The following is a 26,740-nucleotide window of genomic DNA, read 5'->3' on the forward strand; positions in this document are numbered from 1 at the left end:
AAGGGCGCAAATATTTGCGCCCTTGGTTTGATCACTAAGTCATCTGTAATATTACGCGCGTTCCGGGATCGCTTTTAGCAGTGCGGTCAGCAGTTTCCAGTACAGGCCCACGCTTTCGATATGCACCTGCTCATCCGGCGAGTGTGGCCCGGTGATGGTTGGCCCAATCGACACCATATCCATATTTGGGTACGGCTTTTTGAACAGACCGCATTCCAGACCGGCGTGGATCACCATGATGTTTGGTGTTTTGTTAAACAGATCCTGATAGATCTCACGCACCAGATGCATGACCGGTGAGTCAGCATCAGGCTGCCAGCCCGGGTAACCACCTTTAGGTGCCACTTTGGCGTTAGCCAACTGGCCCAGAGCGGTCAGCATACCTACCACATAATCTTTACCACTGTCGATCAGTGAGCGGATCAGGCAGATGATTTCTGCTTCGCTGTCGCTGGTGGTGACCACGCCCACGTTCAGTGAGGTTTCTACCACGCCTTTTACTGCGTCGCTCATGCGGATCACGCCGTTTGGCGTGCCATTGAGCAGCGCGACGAAACGCTGCTGGCAGTCGGCGGTCATTGCCTGAGACGCACTTGTGGTTGGCTCCAGCAGTACGGTAATGTTCTTCTCTTTTGCGGCCAGTTCATTTTGCAAGGTTGCCAGGAACACCTGGGTCAGTCCTTTCAACGCATCGGCTTTTTCGGCCGGTACGGCAACCACCGCAGAGGCCTCACGCGGGATAGCATTGCGCAGCGTACCGCCATTCAGATCCAGCAGGCGCAGGTTCAGCTCAGCGGTATGATCAAACAGGAAGCGTGCCAGCAGTTTGTTGGCGTTGCCCAGACCCACGTGGATATCGGCACCGGAGTGACCGCCCTTCAGACCCTTGATCGTCAGCTTCAGGGTTTGGTAACCGGCAGGTACCGCTTCGCGCTGCAGTGGCAGGGTGGTGATGAAATCAATACCACCGGCGCAACCCATGTAGATCTCGCCTTCTTCTTCAGAGTCGGTATTGATCAGGATATCCGCTTGCAGCCAGTTAGCTTGCAGCCCGAATGCACCGTCCATACCTGCTTCTTCGGTCATGGTCAGCAGTACTTCCAGCGGCCCGTGCTCAACGCTGTCGTCGGCCAGCACTGCCAGTGCAGAAGCCATACCGATGCCGTTGTCGGCGCCCAGCGTGGTCCCGCGTGCTTTAATCCACTCGCCGTCAATGTATGGCTGAATCGGATCCTTGGTGAAGTCGTGCACCGTGTCGTTATTTTTCTGTGGCACCATGTCCAGGTGCGCCTGCAGGGCGACCGGTTTGCGGTTTTCCATACCCTTGGTGGCAGGTTTACGCAGCAGGATGTTGCCTACATGGTCACGTTCGGCGTGCAGGTGTTTCTCTTTCGCCCACTCGAGGATGTGCTGTGCCAGCGCTTCTTCATGATAAGAAGGATGCGGAATAGAGCAGATTTTGGCAAAAATATCCCACAGCGGCTGTGGTGAAAGTTGAGACAATTCAGACACTATAAGTCTCCTGTAACAGCATTCTCGGCAGTGCGGGAATGCCGCTCGGTTAGGGTTAGGGGCATCTGTGCAGCTTTGGCACGATCTCCAGAGAATATCACTTTATTCGGGGCGGTGCCCGTACCGTATTGCGCTGTTCAAGCGCTTGATCACACTCGTTTGACTCGCCATTGTTCATTTATTCAGCATCAATCACCATATGAAATACTTATGAAATTCCAGGTACAACTGGTATTTGATGCGGTCAGTCTTTATAATCTCGCGCAACCTTTTTTCCCCTGATTACTGAGTAAGCCGCACCACTGCTGGCTGGGACACCATTCTATGAGCGAAAAATACGTTGTTACCTGGGACATGCTGCAAATGCAAGCGCGCAAACTGGCTCACCGCCTGCTGCCGGTTGAGCAATGGACTGGCATTATTGCCGTAAGCCGCGGCGGTCTGGTACCGGCTGCCTTACTGGCACGTGAACTGGGCATTCGCCACGTGGATACCGTCTGCATTTCCAGCTATGACCATGACAACCAACGCGAAATGAAAGTGCTCAAGCGCGCAGAAGGCGACGGTGAAGGCTTTATCGTGATCGACGATCTGGTGGATACCGGCGGTACTGCGAAAGCGATCCGTGAAATGTACCCGAAAGCGCATTTCGTCACTATCTTCGCCAAGCCGGCAGGCCGCCCGCTGGTGGATGACTATGTGGTTGATATCCCGCAAGACACCTGGATCGAACAGCCATGGGACATGGCGGTGACCTTCGTGCCACCGATCGGCGGCCGTTAAGTTCGCCACACTGATTCGTGAAAACGCCCGGCTCTGCCGGGCGTTTTTGTTTCTGATATTCGCCCCTGGACCATAGGATGTGCATCAAGGCAGCCAGCGAGTGCTGCTGGTGCAGATACCGCTTCAAGTATGACGGGTATATCGCGCCAGAGTTCGGTACACTACCTCGAGTTAATTAGTAGGCTGTTTGCGGCCTACGGCCAGATTTACGGAGGCTGTTGTTACCATGGCACAGGCCAACCTTTCTGAAATCCTGTTCAAACCCTCATTTAAGCACCCAGAGACCTCGACGCTGGTCATGCGTGCGCGCAACAAAGTCAGTGCAGAACTGCATTCCACACTAGAAGGCAATACCGTCAGCAACTGGTATCGCATGCTTAACCCACTGATGTGGGCCTGGCGCGGTGTCGATCCGATTGAGATCAACGAAGTGCTGGCGCGCATTGCGGTTGCTGATGTGGAACACACCAACGACAAGTGGCTGGATACCGTAGTCGGTTACCGTAACGGTAACTGGATCTACGAATGGGTGCATCAGGGCATGCTCTGGCAGCAGCGTGCACTGGAACAACAGGACCCCTTGATCGGCGGGCAGTACTGGCTCAATGCGGCCAACTTTTACAGCATTGCCGGTTACCCGCACCTGAAAGGGGACGAACTGGCCGAACAGGCCGAGGCGCTCTCTAACCGGGCCTACGAAGAAGCTGCGTTGTTACTGCCGTACCAGTTGAAAGAACTGGAGTTCCGCATCGAAGGCGGCAGCAGCATTACCGGCTTCCTGCACATGCCGGAAAAAGGCGAAGCGCCGTTCCCAACGGTGCTGATGTGCGGCAGTCTGGACACGCTACAGACCGATTATCACCGCTTATTCCGTGACTATTTGGCGCCACATGGCATTGCCATGCTGACCATTGATATGCCTTCCATCGGTTCTTCTTACAAGTGGAAACTGACGCAAGATTCCAGCTTCCTGCACCAGCAGGTGCTCACTCAACTGGCCTCGGTGCCGTGGGTTGATCATCAGCGCGTCACTGCGTTTGGTTTCCGTTTCGGCGCCAACGTAGCAGTCCGTCTGGCCTATTTGGAGCCGCAGCGGCTACGGGGTGTGGCTTGTCTGGGGCCGGTGGTGCACCGCCTGCTGTGTGACATCAACACGCAGCGACATGTACCGGACATGTATATGGACGTGCTGGCCAGCCGTATGGGCATGGCCAACGCTTCGGATAACGTGCTGAAGATTGAGCTGAATAGCTATTCGCTGAAAACCCAAGGGTTGCTGGGCCGCCGCTGTCCGACGCCGATGTTGGCCGGTTACTGGGATCAAGATCCGCTCAGCCCGAAAGAGGAGTCGCAACTGATCGCGTCGTCTTCTATGGACGGCAAACTGATCGCCATACCGCGCGCACCTGTCTACAGCAGTTTCCACAAGGCATTGCTGCAAATGACACATTGGATGAAAGATAAAATGCGTTAAATAGTTGCTAAATTTTAACAATTTGTTAAAAAGAGTGGTCTACATTGAGGAGGTTAAAGAATGACGTTACCGAGTGGTCACCCTAAAAGCCGACTAATGAAACGTTTCGCCAGCTTGGGGCCGTATCTGCGTGAAGGGCAGTGTGAGAACGACCGTTTTTTCTTTGATTGTTTAGCCGTTTGCGTCAATGTTAAGCCCGCGCCAGAGAAGCGCGAATTCTGGGGCTGGTGGATCGAACTGCATGCTGAAGATACGCGCTTTACTTACGCCTATCAGTTCGGCCTGTTTGATAAAGAAGGGCATTGGACGCCGGAAAAGATTAAGGATACTGAAGTCAAAACCAAGCTGGAAACCACCCTGCGTGATTTCCACCGTCGCTTGGGCGAGCTGCTGACCACAATGGAACTGACGTTAGAGCCTGCCGCTGATTTCAAAGAAAAACTGATTAAACTTTCCGCCTGACCCCGTTTGACCACAAGTATTCTGCTGATTTCGCGTTGTGCCTGTTGGCATAACGCGTCTCTCCTGTTACAAAGTCCCTAAGCATTATTCTTCTCATCTTATACGGCAGAAACACTATGAACGGCAGCCAGACACTGGTTGTGAAATTGGGCACCAGCGTGTTGACCGGCGGATCGCTGCGTCTTAACCGTGCCCATATTGTCGAACTGGTACGCCAGTGCGCACAACAGCATGCAGCGGGTCACCGCATCGTTATCGTCACCTCCGGCGCGATTGCCGCCGGGCGCGAACATTTGGGTTACCCCGAACTCCCCGCCACCATTGCCTCCAAGCAGTTACTGGCGGCGGTCGGGCAGAGCCGGTTGATTCAACTGTGGGAGCAACTGTTTTCCATTTATGGCATTCACGTCGGGCAGATGTTGCTGACGCGTGCCGATCTGGAAGACCGTGAACGCTTCCTCAACGCGCGTGACACCATGACGGCGTTGCTGGACAACCGTATCGTGCCGGTGATCAATGAGAACGACGCGGTTGCGACCGCAGAAATCAAAGTGGGCGACAACGACAATCTGTCGGCATTGGCGGCGATCCTGGCCGGGGCTGATAAACTGTTGTTGCTGACCGATCAGCAGGGCCTGTACACCGCTGACCCACGTAATAACCCGCAGGCAGAGCTGATCCGAGAAGTGCACGGCATCGACGACGCACTGCGCGCCATCGCTGGCGACAGCGTTTCCGGCCTGGGCACCGGCGGCATGGGCACCAAGCTGCAAGCCGCTGACGTGGCCTGCCGCGCCGGTATCGATGTGATCATCGCCGCCGGCAGCAAGCCAGGCGTGGTGGCTGACGTGATTGAAGGCAAACCGGTGGGCACCCGTTTCCACGCGCTGGAAACCCCGCTGGAAAACCGCAAACGCTGGATCTTCGGCGCACCCCCGGCCGGTGAGATCACCGTCGACGACGGTGCGGTCGACGCCATTATGGCGCGCGGCAGTTCGCTGCTGCCGAAGGGCATCCGCGAAGTCAAAGGCGACTTCTCCCGTGGTGAAGTGATCCGCATTCGCAACCTGACGGGGCGCGATCTGGCGCACGGTGTCAGCCGTTATAACAGCGACGCGATGCGCATGATAGCCGGTCACCACTCGCAGGAAATCAGCGAAATTCTCGGTTATGAATACGGCCCGGTGGCAGTGCACCGTGACGATATGATAGTCAGTTAAGGAGTGAGCATGCTAGAGCAAATGGGGAAGGCCGCCAAGCAGGCCTCCTGGCAACTGGCGGTGCTGAGCACGGCGAAGAAAAACCAGGTACTGTCGGTGATTGCCGACAGACTGGAAGCCGAAAGCGAAGTGATTTTACAGGCTAACGAACAGGACATGGAACAGGCACGCGCCAGCGGGATGACCGAAGCGCTGCTTGATCGCCTGTTACTGACCCCGGCACGCCTGGCGGCGATCGCCAATGACGTGCGTCAGGTATGCCGTTTGAACGACCCGGTCGGCCATGTATTGGACGGCAGCCTGTTGGACAGCGGGTTGAAGCTGGAACGCCGCCGGGTACCGCTCGGTGTGATTGGCGTGATTTATGAAGCACGGCCCAACGTCACCATCGACGTCGCCAGCCTGTGTCTGAAAACCGGCAACGCGGTGATCCTGCGCGGTGGCAAAGAAACCCACCACACCAACCAGGCGACGGTGAAAGTGATCCAGCAGGCGCTGGAACAGTGCGGACTGCCGGCTGCGGCGGTACAGGCGATTGAAAGCCCGGACCGTGCGTTGGTGAATGAGTTGCTGCGCCTGGATCGCTACGTCGACATGCTGATCCCACGCGGTGGCGCTGGTCTGCACAAGCTGTGCCGCGAACAGTCGACCATCCCGGTGATCACCGGCGGTATCGGCGTTTGCCATACCTACGTTGACGACAGCGTTGATTTCGACAAAGCACTGACGGTTATCGAGAACGCCAAAATTCAACGTCCAAGCGCCTGTAACTCGCTGGAGACGCTGCTGGTGAACCGCAACATCGCCGCAGAGTTCTTGCCTGCCTTGAGCGCCAGAATGGCGGCGGTCGGCGTCACCCTGCATGCCGCGGAGAGCGCCATGCCGCTGTTGCAAGACGGCCCGGCAACGGTGGTGGCGGTAGCGGCGGAAGATTACGACGACGAATGGCTGTCGTTGGATTTGAACGTGGCGCTGGTGGATGACATCGATCAGGCCATCGACCATATTCGCACCCACGGCACCAGCCACTCCGACGCGATCCTCACCCGTTCACTGAGCAGCGCCGAGCACTTTGTACGTGCGGTGGATTCAAGCGCGGTTTACGTCAACGCCAGCACCCGTTTCACCGACGGCGGCCAGTTCGGCCTGGGCGCAGAAGTGGCCGTCAGCACCCAGAAACTGCACGCCCGTGGCCCGATGGGCCTGGACGCACTGACCACCTACAAGTGGATCGGTTACGGTGATGATTTGGTTCGGAACTAAGTTTTAGTTCGGTGTTTAAAAATGCAGGGGCGCAGTCCAATTGGACTGTGCCCTTTTTATTTTGGGGGAGTTTAGCGTTGCTGGCCTAAGCGGAACCTTATCTGGCAGTCGGCTTTGTGCCAGGAGCAGACGTTAAAAAATTATGTAGATACAGTTAGCATGCTCAGATTTATAAGTTAAAATAGCCGTGCACGGTAAGGCTGTTATCATCTTTTGATAGATACAAAAATATAATCATGAATAAAAGTTATTATTTCGAAAGTAAATATAAAAAATGGTCCATTACAGCCGTGGTATGCATCATTATGGGCGGATGGTTCTGGTATATGTTATGGGCAACAAGTATTTCCCATAATACCATTTTACAAAAATCGGTGCCTGAATGGACAACGTATATTTCTTTTGGTGCATTGATTGGAAGCTTCTCTTCTATTCACGCTTTTTATCTTCGCACTTTTAACAAAACAATAAAGTATCTTTCTAAAGCATTCTTTGGCGGTTTCTGCCTGGGATTTGTATTGAGCTTAAACTGTTACGATGTCTATGTTTATCTCTTCCCAGAAAAAATAATTGGCTATGAATCTGAATATGAGGTTGTCTTCCCAGGGCCATCGAGGGGTAAGCATGGGCATTGTGAAGCAGGTATCTGGTTAAAAGATCAGAACACCACCAGATGGATACAGCTTTGTACAAATAAAGAATTTCTGCGCAGCCACCGTAAGCAAGGAATGACAGGGGTATGGGTATCAGCTCGTGTTAATAAAATTGGAACCTACATCGTGAAATACGAATTTATTTATATGTAAATGAAATAATCTTAATGTATTTTAATCGCTTGGGTCGAAACTTTTTTCTGTCTGTGAAAATGAATGATAGTCAACGTCTGCTCCTCACTCATAGCTGACGTTGTTCTATTCAGGGGATAGAGCTGGGTCAGAAATGCTCGACTTTACAGATAATCTAGCCATTTATGAGTGAGTGGTGCGATACATCAAGTACCAACTGTTTTCACGAACAAACGATAATGAAAGCAAACAAAACAAGGGGCCAGGGCAGTAAAAACCACCCGAAGCCCCCAGTATTATCCCATCAATATTTCCGCTATTTCTTAACCATAAGGTGTTTGCGTTCCTCTTTACTCATCGCCTTGTTTGAGCTGGAAATAACGCAGTTATATTCTTTGTCTTTATTAATGACCATAAAGGTACTGACGGGGTTTTTAAAATCTTTGCCGATAGTGAAATAAACATAGTCCTGCGGCAAAGAACTTGGTTTAAAGGCACCAAACGCGTACATCCCTTCTATGCCGAGAGCGGATAAATCAATCGTCAGTTCCATCGGCTGTGTGGCCATCGGGGACGGGAGCATAGATTTCGCTGACATCATCATCGAGCTGGGGTTAACGGTATATTCGCTGGTGACTTTCATCCCGACATACTTGGATTCAGGCATTGAAAGTTCTTTCATACAGGCCGCGTCGTGCTTGGGCGCCGGGCTACCATTTTCTTGTACGGCATGCACGTGCTCCAGGGTAACCGTCTCTTTGCCGGTCACGGGTTGTTTGCTGTCTGCTGCGTGTGCCATGCCGGCCATTGTGATGGCGGCAACTGTCGGTAGAATAATGCCAGTCATTATTTTCATTACTTTGCTCCTGACTTTTTATGAGTGGAAAGCGCTATTAACTTTCCCATGTGTGTAGCCGATAGAACTTAATTAATGAAATCATAGGCGGCACTATGTCGTCTCATGTAAATGCGAGACAGGACAGAGTTAACCTAAAAATTAACTGGCGTTTTAAGCTGAATAAAATGAATAAACATTACTGTGACTTTGTTCGCCAGCGGGCTGGCATATTCGTTGTATGAATAACCTTAGTCAAAAGCCGGAATAGATACAACTCGATATATAAGAATTTTTTATCTTGAATTTAAGGGGAATGTAAGGAAACGATATAACTCATTTTCTTACAGAGAGTTATGTTTTTCTGCGGTGGGTTTGTCAGTAATGATTGCATGCAATCAGGTCTTTCTCTAACTAATAAGGTAATTTATTATTTCAATTGATATGTATGCATGTGGTCATTATTTTTATTCTTAAGTTATTTTCCTATCTGGAATAGACGCTATGTAATAAACCGCTCTTTAACCAATGGCCTATCAGCGGTAGGGCGGTTTATTAGCAGGCCAATTTCGCGTGATGTTAGCGTTTTTTTAACCGTGGCAGCATACGCACCAGCGCATTGTCCTTAACGAGGTAATGATGGAACAGCGCCGCCGCCGCATGCAGCCCAATCAGCCAATAGCCGAAGGCTGCCAGCGTCTTGTGCCAGCCGATAATCATCCTTGCCTGCGGCCGGTCGGCGACGTCGGCAAAGGGCATTGGCAGGCCAAACAAAAACCACTCTTTACCGCCCAGATAGCGGGAATAGACGCCCAGCACCGGCAGCGTCAGCAGTAATAGGTAAATCAGGGTATGCACCAAATGGGCCGCGCCGGTTTGCCATTTTGCCGGTTTCGGCTCGATGGCAGGGCTGGTGTGGCGCCAACGCAGCAACAGACGGGCGATCATCAATACAAATACCGTCACCCCACAACTAAAGTGGGTCACTACCAGTACGTACCACAGTGGGGTGCCTGGTACGGTAAAACCTCTCAGCTCAATGGTTGTGCAGGTGATGACCAGCAGGATCGCCACCAGCCAGTGCAGACGGATCTGCATTGGCATATAAGAGTTCTGCACCGGGTTACCTTTTACGCTCAAATAATATGTTTGCTGATGGTAACCAAATGTTAACGGTGAGGAAAGTGCCTGCGCGTTTCCCTGGTCGCCAGCACCTCTTTCAGAACCCGTAATCCCGCCATTTACGCTCCACCCGTTGTTTAATTTCATCCGGGTAGGAATGTTCGAAGCAGGCCGTGGTGGCGCGCATCTTGCCGCTAAATTGCTCCGACAGCAGGCAATTGATGATCATTTTACCGCCGTGCCCGGCCTGTTTGTCCTCATCATCCAGATAAGGCACCATCGGGATGCCGGGCTGGCCGGTAAAATCGTAAAAATCGCGTTTCGGGTGGCTGCGGGTCGCCAGCGCCCACACCACCTGGTTGATGTCGGTGATGTCTATATCGTTGCTGACCAGCAAGATTTTGGGTACCAGCCAGGCGACGTGCGAGTTGAAGAACTTCTCGACGATCAACTGCACGAAGCCGTCTGCGTCGGTATGCATCGTCGCCAACCGGTCGGTATCTACCGCCAATACCAGCCAGCAGGTAGCAGCCTCGTAGGAACACCAGGCCATGTCGATCGGCAGGTTCTCTTGGCGGCAGTGTTTCAGCGCCTCGGCGGAAATCATGGTACCCCAGATAGTGTGGTTCTCCTCTGGTGGCGTACCGGCGACGCAAATCGGCAGAATAGCGCGATCGCGGAAGGTGATGGCTTTCACGTGAAATACCGGCTGCTTCTTACCTTCAGCGAACGAATAGCCGTGGTATTCGCCCATCGGCCCTTCCGGCGCAGTTTCATCGAGGCTGATTTCTCCCTCCACCACAATTTCCGCCGTGGCCGGTACATACAGGTCATTGGTTTCGCATTTCACCACCTCAACGGCTTCGCCGGTCAGCGCGCCGATGTAGCCCGGCTCACTGGTCCAGGCGGGCAGCGGCATACCGGCTACCGCCATGGCCGCAGGCGGGGCGCCCAGCACCATCGCCCAGGGGGTATTTTTACCCTGTTCGCGCCACATGCTGTGGATCATGCCGATATGCTGCTGGGGCATCGCCGGGCCCACCAGCGTGTTTTTATCGTGCAGCATAGCGCGGGCGACCGACCAGCTGTCCCATTTGCCGTCGGGCGACTGCACGATATGGAAGCCGTAGGTGGCGAAATAGCGTCCGCCATCTTCCTGGTGCAGCAGCGGGATGGGGAAAATGTTCAGGTCGACGTCCGCGCCGCTGAGGATGTTTTCTTTGCAGGGCGCTTGTTGTGCGATCGTCGGTGCAATCGGCGGCTGGTCAGCGGCGGCGATGATTTTTTCGAGGATTTGTTTCGGCGTAGCCTGCTTCGGCAGGTTGAAATGGGCGGCGAGGCGGGAATAGGCCTGCCCCGGTTTGCCACTCATGCCGGCAGGCGCGCCGAGAATGCGAAAGTTACGGTTGTCTCCGGTCAGCGCGGTGAACAACGGTGCTGGCGCCCGGGTTTCATACACTTTGCGCACGATGGCGCCTACCTCCAGAACGGGATCGACATTTTCATCGATAACCACCAACTCCTCATTTTTTTGCAGATAATCCAGGTAGGTGCGGAAGTCCACCGCCGCTGATTTATGATCCATTTCATCACCTTCGGGTAAGAAGCCAGCCTTCAGATTACGTCGGAAAGGTGGATAGAAAAAATTGATGTTATTTGTTAGTTTTATAAAAAATATTTATGGCTACAGAAATGCAAGAAAAGATGCTGCAGTTGGATCTGCGCTGGTTAAAAACATTTTTGCTGGTGGCGGATACCGGTTCGATGACCGAAGCGGGCGATCAGTTGGCCCGTACACAAGCGGCGATTAGCACACACGTCAAGAATATCGAAGATGCGCTCGGTAAGAAGGTGTTTGATCGCACCGGTAAACGGTTGGTGCTCACGGCCACCGGCACCGAATTGCACTTTCACGCGCTCAAGATTCTTCATGTTTATAACCAGTCGATGCTTTCTCTGCAGCAGAGTGCCATCAAGGCCACCGTTCGTTTCGGTATTGCCGACGTCTATGCCGAAAAATATTTACCGCCCATCCTGCAATGCCTTCATCAGCATTATCCGGATGTTGAGCTGTCTTTAGTCTGCCTGCCTTCCTCGGCGCTGATCCCGATGATCGATAGCAAAGCGCTCGATCTTGCGCTGGTTACGCAAGAGGATCCGCTGCGCGGCCAGTGGCTATTCAGTGAGCGGATGTTCTGGGTCTGCGACGCTACCGCCGACATCGGTCGTCTGCGACCGTTGCCACTGTCGCTGTATGAATTCGGCAGCCGGGCGCTGGAACAGATGGCCGCTGCACTCGACACCCTGGAAGGGGGTTATCGGGTTCTTTACACCAGCCCGAATATTGCGGCGCAGAAGGCGGCGATCGCCACCGGTCGTTGTCTGGCGGCGATCGCCGAATGTCATATCTCGGCGGATATGCGCATCGCGGACAACCCACAGTTGCCGCCCTTACCTGTGCTGAATGTGGCGCTGATTGGCGCCCACGGCAGCAAGCAGCCAGGGCTGCTGGAGGGGATCGGAGGGCTGATTGGGCGGTTATTTGCCCCCACCACCGGCAGGGGCGAAGGCGGGGATTAGTTAACTTTGGCCTTGGCAAAGTCACTGCCGTTAACGTCAACCACATAGCCGCTGACGTTGCTGCGGGTGGCGTAGAACACCTTGCCGTTAGCCAGTGGCAGTAGCGGAGCCTGTTGGGCAAAAATCACCTGCGCTTGCTGATAAAGCTTGGCGCGTTCAGCAGGGACGCTGACCTGAATAGCCTGCTGGATCAGTTTGTCATAACTGCTGTCGCACCAGCGGGCGGCGTTGGCACCGGTTTGCACGCCTGCGCAGTTGAGCAGGGTAGCGAAGTTATCCGGGTCACCGTTATCCGACATCCAGCCATACAGCGCACTTTGCTGTTCCCCTTTGCGCAGCCCGGCCAGGTACTGGCCCCATTCCCAGGTGACAATTTTGGCTTTCACCCCCACTTTTGCCCAGTCGTTTTGAATCATCTGGGCAATCCGCCGTGAATTAGGGTTGTAAGGCCGTGCCACCGGCATCGACCAGATGTCGGTCTCAAACCCTTTCTCCAGTCCTGCCTGTTTGAGCAGTTCACGCGCTTTTTCCGGGTTGTAAGCATATTCAGACAGTTTGTCGTTATAGCCCAGCATGCCTGGCGGCAGTATCGAATAGGCTGGTGTACCGCTGTCTTTAAATACCGCAGCCACAATCGCTTTTTTGTCTACCGCGTAGCTCAGTGCCTGGCGTACCAGCACGTTATCAAATGGCTTCTTCTGGGTATTGAACGCCAGATAGCCGACGTTCAAGCCGTCGATACTGTTCAACTGCAGGTTTTTGTCGCTCTTGATGGCGTCAAACTGTTCCGCCAGCGGGGCAGGGATGATCTGGCACTCATTGGTTTTCAGCTTGGCCAGCCGGGTTTCCGGATTTGGCGTAATGGAGAAAATCAGGTGTTTGCTAGCCACCTCACCCTGCCAGTAATGTGGGTTGGCGATGTAGCGGATCAGGGAATCCTGTTTGTACTGTTGCAGCGCGAACGGACCGGTGCCGATAGGCCAGTTATCGACATTTTCCGGTGTGCCTTTTTTCAGCATGGCATCGGCATATTCGGCTGAAAGGATCGAAGCGAAGTCCATCGTCCAGTCAGCCAGGAATGCGGCATTAGGCTGGCTCAGGGTAAAGCGCACGTGGTCGTTATCCACCGCTTCCACTTTGGTGATCAGCTTGTCCAGCCCGGTATCGGTAAAGTATTCGTAGTTGCCGCCAGACACCTTGTGATACGGATTATTGGGGTCTTTTTGACGCATCACGGTGAATACGACGTCCTCGGCGTTGAAGTCTCGCGTTGGGGTGAAGAACTTATTGCTGTTGAATTTCACGCCCTTGCGCAACGTAAAGGTATAGGTTTTGCCGTCCGGGCTAATGGTCCACTCGGTCGCCAGTGAGGGCGCCGGGGTTTTATCGCTTTCACGCAGTGTCAGCAGGCGGTTGTACAACACCTGCGAAGTCGCGATAAAGGTGGTCCCGGAGCTGGAAAGCTGCGGGTTGAATGATTCCGGTGAGGCCACGGTGCAATAGACCAGAGTATCCGTTGCGGCCAGTGCGCTGCCTGCCGTCAACAAACCGGTTCCCGCCAATAACAGACCCACAGTGCTTTGTTTAAAATGCATAAAATGGATGGCTCCCTCAGGTTAATTGAGGACACTGCCGCCGCTGTGGCATTCAGGCAGCCCTCAATTTAAATATAAGTGATTGATAGAGGATATGGGAACTGGTGGTTGATGATTGATTTCTGGTCGTCAGGTTGTCTGTGATGTCAGCATAGTGGGGGAAATTGTATGCTTAGGTAAATAACTCCGATTTTTCAGCTGTCTGACAGAAATGTTATCGGCATGTCACTTTGGGGTCAGCAACCCCTGCTTAGAATCACCTCACCAGGCTGAATCTGGCCCGGTCAATCAAATGAGGTGGTTATTATGAAAACGATTAAATATGTTATGGCGGCGTTTATTCTGGCTGCGGTTTCAACCAGCAGCTTTGCCGCTAACAGCGTCAACTCCGGCGAAGGGCTGACTAAAATCGGTGTGGTCTCCGCTGGCGGAGCACTGACGCTCTCCAGTCTGGAAAATAAACTGGCGAAAAAAGCCGATCAGGCCGGAGCCAGTTCATACCGCATTATTGCCGCCAGTGGGGGCGATAAACTCCACGGTGTGGCGGTGATTTATCAATAATGGCAGGTACACGGTGTGGCGGTGATTTATCAATAATGGCAGGTAAATGCCGTTTAACCGGGGCGGTGTCGTCACCACGGCCCCGGTAGCCCAAATATGTAGCCGAGTTCTTTTCTTGTTGCCCCACCATTAGCGGTACCTATTCAGCCTCTCGCCTTTCTTTTTTGTCGCATGAACAGATTATTCTATATTCATGAAAATGATAATAAGTGTTATTATCATTTTCATTTGTAACTGAATCGAAACATTTTCAGTGCGGTGAGATGGACGTTTTAACACGACGACATCGTCTTGCTGTTACGTGCGCCAGGGGGGCAAGCACGCAAACCACAATAAAAAGGATCACGCCGGGCAGCCTGTAAATAGGTCGTCAGGCCGCGTCCGGTATTTACCCCGTATTAGCCGTTATTAGACGTAATCTGCGGCGGCGGGGTTTTGGCTTCCGTTGTTTCAACATTTGTTTATGGCTTATCAAAGGTAGGTAACATGTCGGAAACTGTTTTGGCTACAGAATGGCTGCCGCTGACACCGGCGCAGTTAGACTTCTGGGAAGAATTTACTTTGCATCCCGGGCAGCCTTTTTCCACCGTCGCCCACGTCACTGAATTATGCGGAGCGGTAGACGAGATGGCGCTGTGTCGGGCGATTACCCTCACTCTTGCAGAAACACAGGCATTTGCATTGCGGTTCAATGCAGGCAATGGCGAACGTCCGCCACAGCAGCGTTATGATCCTTCGTGGGCACCGGCGTTGAACCGTATTGACCTGCAAGAGCAGCCGGATCCCTATCAGTCCGCGATGCGCTTGATACAGGCGGATATTGCGCAACCCAGGGATCTGCGCAACCAGCCGTTGGCGGCAATGTGGTTAATCAAACTGGAGCCGTCTCGCTTTATCTGGTTCGTTCGTGCGCATCATATCGTGATCGATGGATTCGGTATGGCGTTAGTCGAACACCGTTGTGCGGCGCTGTATGCGCACTTTCTTAGTCACCATGCCATAGGGCAAGCATTGGGTGCGTTCGACGCTTTCCAGCATCATGAGCTGGCCTATGTCGCTTCTGAACGTTGTACTAAGGATCGTCTTTTTTGGCAGCGTTATTTACCGTCGTCACAGACGTTACCGACGGTACGCAAAGGCGGCAGGGAATATGGTGTGAAATGTCTGAGCACCAGCACGGCACTGCCGGACGAGATCTCGCAGCGACTGCGTTGGCTATCGGAGCGCAGCGGCATCGGCTGGCCTGATCTGCTACTGACACTGTCAGCCGCCTGGTTATTCTTTACCTTGCCACCGTTACCGCATGATAGGGGCGATACGCGCACCATGTGGATGCCAGTGATGAACCGTCGTAGCAGCAAGGCGACCAACACGCCCGCGCTGGCGGTTAATACACTGCCGTTTTTGGTCTCGCTGGGTGTGGAAGAGACACTCGGGCATTTTCTTTCCAGCATGGCGCAGACGTTGCGAGAGCTGCGTAGCCACGCTGGTTACCGTCTGCGGCAGATAGCCGCCGATCGCGGCGTGACACCTGCTTCGCGTTTATTTATTTCCCCATTTATCAATGTCCAGCCGTTTGATCCTGCTGGTTTTAGCGGGTGCAACAGCACACGCAAGGTACTGGCGGGTGGCTCGGGTGACGGCGCTAATCTGACTTTCCGTGGTCGCACTGATGCTGACGATTTACATCTGGATATTGATATCTACGTGCAGCAGTTCCCTGATATTGGGGTTGCTGACTTCGGCAACGTCCTACAGGGTTTTTTACTGCGAGCATTGAGAGAAGAGGCGTTGGAGACCAGGGTTGGTGAACTGGTAGCGGTGCCCGCCTGATTGCGAATAACCCGGCGTAATAGCTAAACCAATAGGGGTTGAACACGTTCGACCCGATTTACTCCTGGATGATACGAGCGGGCGCAGCACATACCGCGCCCCTACGTTTAAACCGTATTAGCGCGCCAGCAGTGCCGCGACCTCCCGTGCATTTTTGCAAGGAATAAGCAGTGTGGGTGGCAGACGGGTGCCGAAGGCATCATTGAGCTGGGTAGCCACTTGCCTAATGTGCGGCAGTTTCAGCCCCATGCTGATAAAGGCTGTTTCTTCTCCCCACTCAGGGCGTGGCGTTGCACCGATAGCCTGCAAATAGATAGCCAAAATCTTATCGCTGTTTACCGGTGGTGAACTTGGCAACGGCGCTGCGCAGGCGTTCAATCCCGCTGCTGCACGATCAACACTGAACGCGGCACGGATGCGGTGGCGGTCTGTTTTACCGTTGCCGGAAAGCGGTAGCGTTTCAGTGTGGATAAAGCGCGTTGGGATATGAGTGCAGGGCAGGTAGCCGGTGGAAAAGGCGCGGATGGCCGCCAACGACAGCGGTTTGTCGTCATGGGTAAGGTACATCGCTCCCAACGTGGCTTCTGCATTATCTCCGCCAGGATAGTCCACCACCACAATGTCGAGGATCGCCTCGTGCCCACGCAGTACATCTTCAATCTCCGGTAATGAAACGCGCACGCCACGGATTTTCACGTAACCGTTCACCCGGCTGGCGAACAGAATATTACCATCTGCACGATAGTAACCCTGATCGCCGGTGCGGAAGGCACGCAGTGGTTGCCCGTCGGGGCCGTCCAGAGTGACGAAGTCATGCTGTTTTAAATCACCGTCTTCCAGATAACCCAACGCCAGATTAACTCCCGCTGTATGAATACGGCCAACCACCCCTGTCGGGCAATGGGTGCCGTCGTCATGGCAGATAAAGTATTGGTTGGCCGGCAACGGTTGCCCATAGGGCACGGTGCCGGTGTCCTGTTTTGCAATTGGGTGCCAGATGCTCCAAATGGTGGTTTCTGTCGGGCCACCGAGTGAGAACAGGCTGATATCCGGGCGCAAACTCCGTAATAGTTGTACTGTTGCCGGCTTGATGTAATCGCCACCTTGGGCCACCAGGCGCAGTGAGTGCAGACTGTCGTCGGTTTTGCAGGTGAGCAGCATTTCCAGAATCGCAGGCACCGAACACCACAGGCTGACACGATGGCGCTCTACCAACTGGTTCCAACTGATGGCGTCTTTTTCCTGATGCGGTGCCGGTAACACCAGTGTCGCTCCGGCGCTGAGCGAACCGAACAGATCAAACATCGACATATCATGGTGCGGCGGCGTGACCGAGATCATCACGTCATCAGTGGTAACCGCCCAGCGTTGCAGGGTTTGGCCGATGACGTTGGCAGTCGCGCGGTTGTTGAGCACTACGCACTTCGGTTTGCCAGTGGTGCCGGAGGTATACAGGTAATAGCTGGCCTCGGTGCTGACGCTGCGTTCGGCCAGCGTCTGGCTGTCGGGCAATGCCGGGTTGCCTGCTGCCGGATCACGCAATTCTGCTGGCGTCACCCCATGCGGCGTATCGAGTTCACCGTGATGGACCACCAGATCCGGTCGACAGTTAGTCAGCAGATAAGCGGCACGCTCTGGTGGTGAATTGATGTCGATCGGCACCCAGATAATACCTAGCAGCGCACAGGCCAAAGAGATCGTCACATGTTCCGGGCTGCGTGCCAGATACAGTGCCAATACATTGCCGCGCCCCAGACCACGTTGTTGCAGATTGGCCATCACGGTGCCGATCTGTCGGCCAAGTTCTGGGTAAGTCAGGCTTTGTTGATCGCAAATCAATGCAGGTCGTGGCTGTGGGTCGTTAAACAACCGTTCAGCCAACTGTGCCAGGTACGGATAGGCGGTAAATGTCGCCTCGTTTTGGTTATGGCGGTAGTGCTGATAATCGATAAATTGCGCCGGGGTGATCTCCAGATCGCCACCCTGGCAGATTAACGTTATCCGGCGTTGCAGGGCATCCAGCATCGTCTGCACCTGCTCACCGTCCAATGCCTGTTCGGCATAGTCGACACACAGCAGCAAATTCTTGTCGGCATCTTGCGTCAACCGAATATCGATCGCCACCTGCGGTGTCTGCGTCACGCCGTCATGGTAGCGCACGGGGGCATTGGTTGGCAGCGTCTCCCAGCCTAAGCAATTGGTGAGGATCACAGGCAGCGCAGGTGATCCCTGACTGCGGTTAAACAACTGTCGCGCCAAATCAACACCGGAAAATGTGAGATGGTCGAGCGCACCTAATACGTTGTCTTGTAATGCCTGCGCACGGCTGACAAAGGTGCCGCCCTGACGCGCATAGCGCACCGCCACGAAGGTGGAAGCGTTGCTGAGTGAGCCGTCCGCAGCTGGAAAGGCGACAGGGATACCGACGCACAGTTCGCCATCGGTGGTCCACTGCGCCAGCGTATCAAGGATCAGTGCAGACAGGCTGCTGTTACGCAGCAATGCATGAGCAGAACCCAGTCGTGAGAACTGCTTTAACGTCTCGCGTGGCAGGGTTAGGTTGGCACGGCGGTAGCGTGAAGACTTGATATTAGCCAATGGAGTACGCCACGGTAGTGCCGACGGCGTGGTGACGTTCTGCAACTTGGCTTGCCAATAGGCAGCATCCGCCTGGCGCTGTTCTGCGCTGGCGACGGCAGGGGGTGTCGGTGGTGCAACGGGCTGCAGCGGAGCATCGTCAAATAACCGGGCAATTACAGTAGAAATACCCTGACCATCGAGGATCATCGCATCGAAGCTGGTGAAAATCACGGTGTCGTATTGGGCGCCTGTGGCGTCCTGTCTCTCCGGCAACTGAATGACGGCGATACGCCACAGAGGCTGTGTAGGATCGTGACGCTGGTGCGAATATTGATTGCGCAGGGTTGCCAGCTGTTGTTGTGCGGCCTGATGATCGAGTGCCCGCAGATCATGTCGATCCAAATTCAGCGTGGCTTCCGGCCGAACATGTTGAGTAAATCGCTGCGGATCGATGCAAGTGCGAAGCGCCGCGTAATGTTGTACCAGTTCACTCAGTCGACGTTCCAACCGCACCACGTCCAACTGCAGGCCGCGATATTCGCGAAAGTCGTGCATTGCCACGCCGCCGAGCGGCCATTGTTCGCTGCGCCCGAGCAGATAAGCCTGCTGTAGCGTGCTTAATGGTGTCTCCATGGTATATCCCTATTGTCGCTAACCAACGAAAAAGAAAGCAGGGCGCGTGAGGCTACGCACCCGGAACCGATATCAGGCTTTGGGTGCCAGCACCTTCAGCAGCATTTGCACACCTTCAGCAGCATTGGGCGCCCGTTCGCAGATCAAGGCGGCAAGTGCCGTAGGGGTAGGGTGGGCCACCACATCTTCTGGGGTCAGCGCCACCGACAGATATTTGTTAAGCACGGCCAATAAGGCCAGCAGGCCGTCCTGCGGCAGTTGTAAGGCATTGATGTCATCGTCATCACCCAGTTTGTCGTCTGGGGCAACACGTGCTAACAGTCGATGTAGCAATTGGCGTACCGGCACTTGGCGGTCCAATGCGTGTGCGGAGCATTGTGACAACCACTGCGTCAGTGGTTGATTGAAACTGTCTGGCCGGTTGGCCGCCCGTTTCAGCAGCGCGCCGTAGGTGGCGAACAACTGTGGCAGCAGCCGATCCGGAAAAGCGTCCAGGCGCACGTCCCAGTTGATCAGAATGCCGCCGTTGGCGTGTGCTACCTGGGCATCTAGTGCGACCTGCGGGCCTTGGGAAATAACCCATTCCAGCGGACCAAAGGTACGGGTGACGTCGTCAGAAAACAGCGCTTTCCCGTGGATACCGAAACCGGCGGTAAAGACCACCGGCGAAGGCTGCATACTGCCTTGTAGCCGTGAAAGATCACGCATCACACTGACGCCGGGATAGTCGGCATGGGCAATCAACTCCGCTAGCTGCGTCATCAGGCGCTGGCAGAAGGCGGGCAGGTTTTCCGCCGGATTCAGCGTAATGCCAAGAAGAACCAGATTGGAAAAATCGCCAATGATGTTGTCGACATTATCTGCTTCCCGGTGGAACAACGGCACGTTCAACCGGAAGCGTGACAGGTTCCAGCCATAGCCGACGGTTACGGCAAACAGCGCCAGAAACAGTGATGAAAGCGTGATGTGATGTGCTTTGGCGGTATCTTCCAGCGCTTTGGTTTCTTTGGCGCTCAGTTGCAGCGCCAGCCGATCGCTGCGGCAGTGATCAGGCGTGCGTAACAGATGCGGAGCGGGGGGTAACTGAGTCAGACGTTCACGCCACCAGGTCTGCGCACGGGTGCGGCGAACCTGTAACGCCGTGTCGGCATGTTGGCGGTCCAGGTAGTCAAAATAGGGGACGCTGTTGTCATCGGGCGCTGTTGGGCATTGATGATAAAACCGCGCTAAATCCTCTATCAATACACGAAAACCCATCGCATCCCCGGCAATCATGTCCAGATCCACATGCAATCTGCTGTGGCCACCGGGCAACAGACTGAGGCTGATATCACAGGGAACACCTTGTTCCAGCGGCAATTTTTGGCTGCTTTTTGTCTGGCGTTTATCGGCAAGCCGGTTGGTAACGTGGAGGGTATCTGCGTGACTAAAATCGTCCAGATGCAGGCAATGTTGAGGGCCACAGGCGTCAATCGTCTGCTGGCCATCTGCTGTCACGCGCAGGCGCAACATGGGGTGATGTAGGTAAAGAGCGGTAACGGCCTGTCTCAGTCGTTCGACATCCAGGTCATTGCAGTTAAATTCCGCATACAGGTGGGCAGACACGCCCCCCAGCGGCGCTTCAGATTGCCTGCCAACCCAGTAGGCAGCCTGCATCGTAGTCAACGCTTTCATCGGGTTTCCATCAGTATTGAGAGACTGTAAGAATATATGTCAATGTTAATGGTAATGAAAACCATTACTATTTTTATTTGTCTTAATAACGCATGAAAAAAATGCGGTTAATACAGTTTCCTGCTCTTTTTTTGAAATTGTTAATATCAATATAGTTATGTTTTATATTCATTTTAAATGAAATTATTGGTTTTTGTCGTTACGGGTAACTTCTGTTTTATTCCTTTGGGTTATGACTTTTCATCTACGCATTTATTTTCTTAAGTGATAATGATTTGCATTAAAATATGTAAAATATTATCATTATTAACATTTCTTTACGTTTCCAGACAAAAAATCTGCTTCCGCCCGCTGTGCGTCTGGGGTGGGGCGGTTGTCTGCGGCAGGGATATGCAATAGCAAGGTCAGGAAGGCCGTAATGCCATTGTTAGTGTGAGAATCAGCGTCGTTACCTATGTGAAAACAATTAAATTTTTGTGCATCTGGGATGAAAGGAGAATACATCTATGAGCAAGCATTTAGCGGCTCAAAGGCATAAAATCGTAGGAAACAAGGAAAAAGCAGGCTTACAGGCCATTGGGGCATTTTCCTCACTATTTCTGGGTCTTTGCTCTCTGTCTGTAGGGAGTGTTAACGCAGCAGCATTAGACGATAAGGTTCAGGAAACCGCAGATAGCAAACGTAACGACAACTGGCAGGACTCTGAGAGCCTGTTAGTGACCGGCGAAAAAATTAAACGCAGCATTTTTGATACCGGCTCCAGCGTACAAGTGTTCGACAGTGAGCGGATTTCTTCTATGCCCAATGCGTTGCAGGTTCCCGATTTGCTTCGCATGACCCCCAACGTGGTGGATTTGGGGATTGGTAACAACCTCCCAACGGTGCGCGGTATTGACGGTTCCGGGCCGAATGTCGGCGCCAATGCTTTCCTCAGCGGCACCCGCCCGCGCCTCAATCTGTCACTCGATGGCCGCTCATTGACCTATAACGAGCAGGCGTTCGGCCCGCAGTCGCTGTGGGATCTGGATCGTGTCGAAGTGTTCCTTGGCCCACAGAGTTATATTCAGGGGCGTAACGCCATTGCCGGCGCCATCGTGATGACCAGTAAGGATCCTACTTTTGACTGGGAAAGTGCTGTCAAGGGTGGGGTGGGTAACCAGCATTCATCACAGTTATCCGCCATGGCATCCGGCCCGCTGGTGGAAGATCAACTGGCATTCCGCGTTAGCGTTGATCGCCAGCGTCGCCGCAGTTATGCCGATCTGCCGGCTTATGCCCCGGTGGGGGATCCACGCGAGGTTGAAGCCACTACCGCCCGCGCCAAATTGTTGTTTAACCCGGCAGGTATGCGTGATCTGACCACCAAGCTGACCTTTAACCATTTTGGCAGCACCTCACCACAAAATGAGAGCCTCAACCCATTGGTTCACCCGACCAATCCACGTCATGACCCACGCCGAGCGGTGTTTAAAAGCAACTCGAACAGTGGCGTCTGGGATCTGGCTTGGGAGCAATCCGACAGCCTGACGCTCGAAAACCGGGTGATCTACACCGACTTTAATATCAACCGCCCTACAGCCTACAACATCCAATATGCTGAAATCGGTGGTAAAGAAGTGCATGTCGAACCCGTAGCGCGCTTTGGTGGGCCGGACAGCCGCTTGCATGGGTTGGCGGGGCTGCGTTATTTCCACGCCAAGCAGGATGAGTTCGTCAATATTTTCGGCGGCTCCAGCTTTAAGGATAAAACGGACACCAATTCTGCCTTTGCCGAACTGACCTACGCCATCACGCCTGAGGTCGATCTTACCGCCGCCAGCCGTCTGGAGCGTGAGCACCGTCAGCGTACCGGTGGCAGCCAAGCCGTGCGTATCGACTTCGACGAAACCTACACCGTGTTCCTGCCGAAGCTGGACCTGGCCTGGAAGCCGACGGATACCCAGACTTACGGCGCCAAAGTGGCACGTGGTTATAACGCCGGCGGCGGTGGCATCACTATCGGCAAACCGGTGGTTAGTTATACCTATGGTTCCGAGTATGTCTGGAACTATGAGTTGTATACCCGTCATCACCTGAAAGATGCCAATGTCATTCTCACCAGCAATATCTTCTACAACGACTACAAGGACATGCAACTGCCGTACTCGTTGGGGCCAGACTCGTCGGTGATTCGCAATGCTGACAAGGTGGAAACCTACGGTGCGGAGATGGGGGCAACCTGGCAGCCGCGTTGGGACTTCGAGCTGTTCACCAACGTTGGCCTGCTGAAGACCAAGATTAAGAAGTTCTCGGGCAGTGGTGTAGAAGGTCATGAGTTAGCGCGTGCGCCAGCTTATACCGCCAACATGGGTGCGAAGTACCAGTTGATGGCTGGGCTGGAACTGAGCGGCAACGTCGCATTCTCAGATTCTTACTACTCACAGTACGACAATGACTCTCGTGGACATATCGGTTCTTACTGGTCGGCAAATACCCAACTGGCGTACACCTTCGCCTATGGTCGCGCCACCCTGTATGCACAGAACCTGTTTGATTCAGAACGTCGTGTAATGGTCAGTGGCAATGACGTGTATACAGCGTCCCAGCAGCGTCCGCGCATGGTTGGTGCTGCACTTGAACTGACATTCTGATGCCGTAGCAGCCTGTCTACACAAGGGGCGTATCAACGCCTGAGGTTGTTGACAATACTCGACGGTTTAAGGGTAGGGGCGCGGCAAGTTGCGCCCAATAGCATCATCGAAGGGGTAAATCGGGGCGAACTTGTTCGCCCCCTACGGTTTAGCACTTGCGTGAGTTTGTCAGCAGTCAGAGGGGCGTATTGACGTCTCTTCTTATCGTCAGCATTCCCCGATGTTCCGGCGTGGCCGGGCACAAGGAGATAAAGCAGTGAGCGGTTATTTTGACAATATTCTCAGCGATGACGAGGCCCAGCGTCTGGATCTGGCGTTCGAGACCCTGGGTGTTCGGGCGGATGACGCCAGTCAGTCATTGAGCGAAACGGAAGAGCTGGCGTGGTTCATGCACCAACAGCGGGGTGATGGGGGGAGTCAGCAGGCAATGGCCTGGCGGTTAGGCGGTGAGCCGGACATCGGCAGATTGGTCAGTGCGCTGGAAGCCCTGGGCCGATTAATGCCGGAACTGGATGTTCGCTATGACTTTGATGACGAGCAAGGCTTACGCAAACTGCGCGCGAATACGACCCTGAACCCGATAAGTATTCAGGCGGTGGCGAATGAGCAACAGGCAGTTAGTCACTTGTTGCAGGCGCAGGCCACCCCTCTCGAATTGGCACGTGAAGCGCCGGTGCGCTTTTGGGTTTTCACCGGTAATGATGTGGTATTGGGCGTCGTGGCGCACGATATTTTGGCGGAAACGTTGTCATGCCGACAGTTATTGAAGACGTTATCGGCACTGTATAACGGGAATGACCCTGCGCAAGGTTTTGAGGTGATACCGCCGGTTGCGCCACTGCCAGAAGCGACAGCCCTCGTGCTGCCGTGGCCGCGACAGGCGATGGCATTACGGGATTACCGCACATCTGTTGTCCAGGATGATGTTCTGGCACAGGCTGGGGTGCGTATAGCGACCCGTGTTGCGCGTAAAATCCTGCCTGTTGCTGATAACCCGGCGACGTTATTGGCAGCGATCGCTGTTCGTTTTGGCCGCTTTATCTCAGCCCAGTCCGGTGGATTGCCGGTACAACTCTGCATCCCGCAGGATGATGCACAGCAGGCACTCGGCGTGGAAACCTGGATGAGCGCTGCCCGGCTGAAACGCCTGACGCTACACCCTGCTGATCCCGAAGTGGAAAACCGGCTGCTGGTGCAACAAACGGCGGAAGCCCCCAATCCACAGGTGGCCCAATTGTTGGTGACCTGGTTGGCGGACTCATCTGTGGCTCTGCAACTTGACGGTGTCAGTGCTGAACGACTGTTGCTGCCGCCGCTGCACACGCCTTTTGAATTGGTGCTGGCGCTGAGCCTGCCCGATCCGGATTCGGTGGTACTGGAACTGATCGCGGATCCTCGTTTAACACCGCACGCTGCCCCGTTCCTGTTAGAGCAGTTTGTCGCTTTCCTGGCGGGGCGGACTATCACGACGGCGTTGCTTCCTGCCATTGAGCAGCCGTTAGCTGTAGTTGAGCACGCCTTGCCCGTGAATGATGGGCAAGAAAATGACGCGATCGCCCAACTGATCCTGGCGGAGTTCCGCGAGGCGCTGGTTGCACCAGAGATGACCGTTGATGAAGATTTCTTCGATCGCGGCGGGCATTCGCTGGTGGCCACCCGAGTGATCGGCCGTTTGCTTAGCTTGCATCGCATAGAGCTCAACATTAACGATCTGTTCAGCCATGCCACTGCCCGCGGTTTGTCGGTTTATGCCAAACGTCATGTTGCGACAGCGCTGGCAACGCAGGAACTCGTCACGCAACAGCAGGGCGAAGCCGTCCAGGCTCCGTTGTCGCTGGCACAACATTCCCTGTGGAAAGTTTATGAGGCGTTCGGTCACGACGAAATCTTCAATCTGCCATTCGCTATTAGCTTCCTTGATCCGGTAGATGAAACGGCGTTGCGCCAGGCATTTATTGATGTGATGACACGCCACAGCGTATTGCGTTCGCTGTTTATCGAGCGCCACGGTGAGGTATGCCAGCAAGTGGTGCCCGCCGCTGAACTGTTGGACTATGCCTGGTTCCGCTTCTCTCATGAAACACCGGCCGGTAACGGCAGTGAATTGCTGGCCAAAGCGGGCGAACACCGCTTTAACCTCACCACGGAGCTGCCGCTGCGTGCCACCTTCCTGCGTGACGCGGCAACCGGCCAGCAATTGTTGTCGTTGCTGTTCCATCATGTCGTGCTGGATGAATGGTCGCTAAACCTGATGATGGACGAATTGGGCATCGCCTATCGCTACCGTGTCGCGGGGCAGAAGCCACAATGGACAAACGATGTGCCGCAGTTTTATGCCTTTGCCCGGCAGCAACAGGCAGGCGGTGTCGCACAACAGCATTTGGATTACTGGCTGGATAACTTGCGTGATGTACCGGTAGGGCAGCCGCTGTTCCAGCAGGAACCATCACATCATCCTGCCGTACCGGCAGAGGCCGATGTCAACGGGGGATGGCTGGAGTTTGACGTCGATCCTGCGGTGGCGGATGGGCTATACGCCCAGGCCAGGAAGAACAATGCCTCATTGTTCAACGTGGTTTATGCCGGTATCACCTCGGCTCTGCGCCTCCTCGGGGGCCCGGCAGATCTGCTGGTGGGTACGTCTACCTCCGGGCGCAACGACGCTGAGTTCTTCGACACCATTGGCTACTTTACTACCGTGGTGGTGCACCGGGTGCGCTTCGCCGAGCAACTCACTGTGGCTGGCCTGATCGATCAGGTCAAGAACACCATCAATGGCTCGATGCCCTACACCGATATCCCGATTGATCTGGTGGAAGAGGGGTTATTTGGTGCGCATGCCGATCGCAAGAATCACATGTTCGAAGTGTTCATCCAGATCCACAGTCGCATCAAGCTCAACGGGGCATTCACCCTACAAGACGGCAGCACGGTAGCGTATCGCCAGGTTGAACCGGAGAAAACTGAATCACTGCTCGGTTTGCAGTTTGAAGTGATGGAAGAAAACCTCGACGGCGTGAAATCCCTGCGCGTGATGATGACCTATCGAACCGATCACTACACCGCGCAACAGGCGGGGCTGATCGCCGATACCATTCAACACGTGTTCTTGCATTTTTCCCAGCAGGACGGTGGGAATATACCGCTTGCGGACCTGCCGCCGGCACCGCAGCAATGACGTTGTTCACCCTAACTGAC

At 54.2% G+C, this 26,740-nt stretch carries 18 protein-coding genes; 11 read left to right on the plus strand and 7 right to left on the minus strand.

All coding sequences use genetic code 11. From position 1 onward, the window contains the following. Window positions 1-51: 51 nt before the first annotated feature. A complete protein-coding gene (gene pepD, locus SGBXF1_RS04450) occupies window positions 52-1,512 on the minus strand; it encodes a beta-Ala-His dipeptidase (RefSeq protein WP_061806726.1) in 1,461 nt (486 codons plus the stop codon). Between the two features lie 324 nt (window positions 1,513-1,836). On the opposite strand from pepD, the gene gpt reads away from it, so the two are divergent. The 6 genes from gpt (at window position 1,837) to SGBXF1_RS04480 (ending at window position 7,520) form a co-directional block, all read left to right on the plus strand. Further along, window positions 1,837-2,295, plus strand: coding sequence for a xanthine phosphoribosyltransferase (gene gpt / locus SGBXF1_RS04455; protein ID WP_037423424.1), 459 nt, complete (start codon window positions 1,837-1,839; stop codon window positions 2,293-2,295). Between the two features lie 226 nt (window positions 2,296-2,521). Then, entirely contained in the window at window positions 2,522-3,769 is a 1,248-nt protein-coding gene (gene frsA / locus SGBXF1_RS04460) for an esterase FrsA (RefSeq protein ID WP_061806727.1), read from the plus strand. A gap of 60 nt (window positions 3,770-3,829) precedes the next feature. Then, complete coding sequence (gene crl, locus SGBXF1_RS04465) at window positions 3,830-4,231, plus strand: sigma factor-binding protein Crl (RefSeq protein WP_037423417.1); 402 nt, start codon at window positions 3,830-3,832, stop codon at window positions 4,229-4,231. A 116-nt stretch (window positions 4,232-4,347) separates the two neighbouring features. Beyond that, window positions 4,348-5,451 (plus strand): glutamate 5-kinase, encoded by a 1,104-nt coding sequence (proB, locus tag SGBXF1_RS04470; RefSeq protein WP_012005410.1) that lies wholly within the window; start codon window positions 4,348-4,350, stop codon window positions 5,449-5,451. A 9-nt stretch (window positions 5,452-5,460) separates the two neighbouring features. Further along, window positions 5,461-6,714 carry a glutamate-5-semialdehyde dehydrogenase gene (proA, locus tag SGBXF1_RS04475; protein WP_186427889.1) on the plus strand — a complete coding sequence of 418 codons (1,254 nt, stop codon included), beginning with the start codon at window positions 5,461-5,463 and terminating at the stop codon, window positions 6,712-6,714. Window positions 6,715-6,950: 236 nt separating this feature from the next. Continuing rightward, window positions 6,951-7,520 (plus strand): hypothetical protein, encoded by a 570-nt coding sequence (locus SGBXF1_RS04480; protein ID WP_061806729.1) that lies wholly within the window; start codon window positions 6,951-6,953, stop codon window positions 7,518-7,520. A 295-nt stretch (window positions 7,521-7,815) separates the two neighbouring features. Here SGBXF1_RS04480 and SGBXF1_RS04485 read toward each other — a convergent pair whose 3' ends face one another. From SGBXF1_RS04485 to SGBXF1_RS04495, 3 genes are all read right to left on the minus strand, one after another. After that, a complete protein-coding gene (locus tag SGBXF1_RS04485; RefSeq protein ID WP_186427890.1) occupies window positions 7,816-8,355 on the minus strand; it encodes a hypothetical protein in 540 nt (179 codons plus the stop codon). Between the two features lie 558 nt (window positions 8,356-8,913). Then, window positions 8,914-9,438: a cytochrome b561 gene (gene cybB / locus SGBXF1_RS04490; protein WP_186428464.1), complete on the minus strand. Its 525-nt coding sequence runs from the start codon at window positions 9,436-9,438 to the stop codon at window positions 8,914-8,916. 115 nt (window positions 9,439-9,553) lie between these two features. Continuing rightward, complete coding sequence (locus SGBXF1_RS04495; RefSeq protein ID WP_186427891.1) at window positions 9,554-11,041, minus strand: UbiD family decarboxylase; 1,488 nt, start codon at window positions 11,039-11,041, stop codon at window positions 9,554-9,556. Between the two features lie 107 nt (window positions 11,042-11,148). Between SGBXF1_RS04495 and SGBXF1_RS04500 the strand changes: the two genes are divergently transcribed. Next, window positions 11,149-12,036, plus strand: coding sequence for a LysR family transcriptional regulator (locus tag SGBXF1_RS04500; protein WP_165392845.1), 888 nt, complete (start codon window positions 11,149-11,151; stop codon window positions 12,034-12,036). On the opposite strand, the gene SGBXF1_RS04505 is transcribed toward SGBXF1_RS04500, so the two are convergent. After that, window positions 12,033-13,631 carry an ABC transporter substrate-binding protein gene (locus SGBXF1_RS04505; protein WP_061806734.1) on the minus strand — a complete coding sequence of 533 codons (1,599 nt, stop codon included), beginning with the start codon at window positions 13,629-13,631 and terminating at the stop codon, window positions 12,033-12,035. The genes SGBXF1_RS04500 and SGBXF1_RS04505 overlap by 4 nt on opposite strands. A gap of 306 nt (window positions 13,632-13,937) precedes the next feature. Here SGBXF1_RS04505 and bhsA point away from each other — a divergent pair, with 306 nt between their 5' ends. Together bhsA and SGBXF1_RS04515 are read left to right on the plus strand one after the other, a co-directional pair. Continuing rightward, window positions 13,938-14,192, plus strand: a complete 255-nt coding sequence (gene bhsA / locus SGBXF1_RS04510) for a multiple stress resistance protein BhsA (RefSeq protein WP_037423396.1) — start codon at window positions 13,938-13,940, stop codon at window positions 14,190-14,192. A 486-nt stretch (window positions 14,193-14,678) separates the two neighbouring features. Beyond that, window positions 14,679-16,025, plus strand: a complete 1,347-nt coding sequence (locus SGBXF1_RS04515; protein WP_186427892.1) for a condensation domain-containing protein — start codon at window positions 14,679-14,681, stop codon at window positions 16,023-16,025. A 117-nt stretch (window positions 16,026-16,142) separates the two neighbouring features. On the opposite strand, the gene SGBXF1_RS04520 is transcribed toward SGBXF1_RS04515, so the two are convergent. Both SGBXF1_RS04520 and SGBXF1_RS04525 read right to left on the minus strand, forming a co-directional pair. Then, complete coding sequence (locus tag SGBXF1_RS04520) at window positions 16,143-19,238, minus strand: amino acid adenylation domain-containing protein (RefSeq protein ID WP_186427893.1); 3,096 nt, start codon at window positions 19,236-19,238, stop codon at window positions 16,143-16,145. 72 nt (window positions 19,239-19,310) lie between these two features. Next, entirely contained in the window at window positions 19,311-20,912 is a 1,602-nt protein-coding gene (locus SGBXF1_RS04525) for a condensation domain-containing protein (protein WP_130379391.1), read from the minus strand. A gap of 506 nt (window positions 20,913-21,418) precedes the next feature. Between SGBXF1_RS04525 and SGBXF1_RS04530 the strand changes: the two genes are divergently transcribed. Beyond that, window positions 21,419-23,542, plus strand: a complete 2,124-nt coding sequence (locus SGBXF1_RS04530; protein WP_130379393.1) for a TonB-dependent receptor — start codon at window positions 21,419-21,421, stop codon at window positions 23,540-23,542. A 256-nt stretch (window positions 23,543-23,798) separates the two neighbouring features. After that, the gene (locus SGBXF1_RS04535; RefSeq protein WP_186427894.1) at window positions 23,799-26,720 is read left to right on the plus strand and encodes a condensation domain-containing protein; all 2,922 of its coding nucleotides are present in this window, start codon (window positions 23,799-23,801) and stop codon (window positions 26,718-26,720) included. Window positions 26,721-26,740: the final 20 nt, after the last annotated feature.

The organism is Serratia grimesii (assembly GCF_900186025.1).
Lineage (GTDB): Bacteria > Pseudomonadota > Gammaproteobacteria > Enterobacterales > Enterobacteriaceae > Serratia > Serratia grimesii.